We start from the raw sequence: 1,158 nt of genomic DNA on the forward strand, positions 1-1,158 counted from the left end.
TGGAGTAGTACCCTGTAAGTGCAGTCGCAAATTCCCCAAAAATCTGTTAAACTGAACGAACAGAGACGGAGGGGATCGCAATGAAACGTTACAGCAAAGAATTTAAGGAAGAAGCACTGAAGCTGTCGGATGAGATCGGCGTAAAGAAAGCCGCGCAGCAGCTCGGCATCGCATACTTCACGCTGGCGGACTGGCGCAGCATACGCCGGAATACACCGCCCGCGAAGCCGCTGAGCGCGGAGGAGCAGATAATTCGCATCCGCGAACTTGAACGGGAGAATGCCGAGCTTCGCACCGCGAACGACATTCTCAAGGATGCACTCGGTTTTTTCGCAAAAGACCGCAAGAAGTAAAAGCGTGTGAGCGGCACCTGTTCGTAGTCGAACGCAAGGGCGTCTACACGGCAAAGGAGATGTGCCGTGTCCTGTGCCTGAGCGAATCCGGCTATTACCGCTGGCTGAGAAACAGGGAAAAGCGGAACAGGCGTCAGCTTCTTGCGGTCAAGATCGATGCAATTCTTGCGGAGCATCCGGATAATCGCAACTACGGCGTGGATCGCGTATGCCTCGCGCTTGAGCAGGACGGCGTCAACGTCAGCCGGAGAACGGTGTACCGCGTGATGAAAGAGAATGGCTGGCTCCATAAAAAACGCGTTCCGCACGGTATCACGAAGACCACGACAGAAGCGCAGGAGCAGGAAAACCTTTTAAAGCGGGACTTCAACGCCCGGCGCCCTTTGGAAAAATTCCTCACGGATATTACCGAGGTACAGTGCGCGGACGGCAAGCTGTATGTATCTCCGATCATGGACTGCTTCAACGGCGAGATCGTCGCGCTCGAGATGCGGGACAATATGAAGAAGGAGCTGTGCATTGACACGGTGCGGCAGCTGGGGCGGATCTATCCGAACCTAAAGGGAGCGGTGTTCCACTCAGACCGCGGGAGTCAATACACCAGCGCGGCTTTTCGCGCGGAGCTGTCTCGCCACGGCATGGTACAGAGCCTCAGCGGAACCGGACATTGCTTCGACAACGCACGGATGGAGAGCTTTTTCGCCACGCTCAAGAAAGAGAAGATCTATCAGATCGCGGCGTACAAGCTGCCGAGAGAACAAGTCAAAACGATCATTTTTCGCTATATTTTTATCTACTACAACCG

General features: G+C 54.6%; 2 protein-coding genes. Both read left to right on the top strand.

The features are described 5' to 3' along the window. Positions 1–80: 80 nt before the first annotated feature. Positions 81–353, top strand: a complete 273-nt coding sequence (locus tag ACTQ3V_RS15555; RefSeq protein WP_412270935.1) for a transposase — start codon at positions 81–83, stop codon at positions 351–353. Between the two features lie 59 nt (positions 354–412). After that, positions 413–1,158 (top strand): IS3 family transposase (locus ACTQ3V_RS15560; protein WP_441468287.1); only part of this gene is annotated, 746 nt, incomplete at its 3' end.

Source organism: Candidatus Agathobaculum pullicola, from assembly GCF_052117205.1.
Taxonomy (GTDB): Bacteria; Bacillota; Clostridia; order Oscillospirales; family Butyricicoccaceae; genus Agathobaculum; species Agathobaculum pullicola.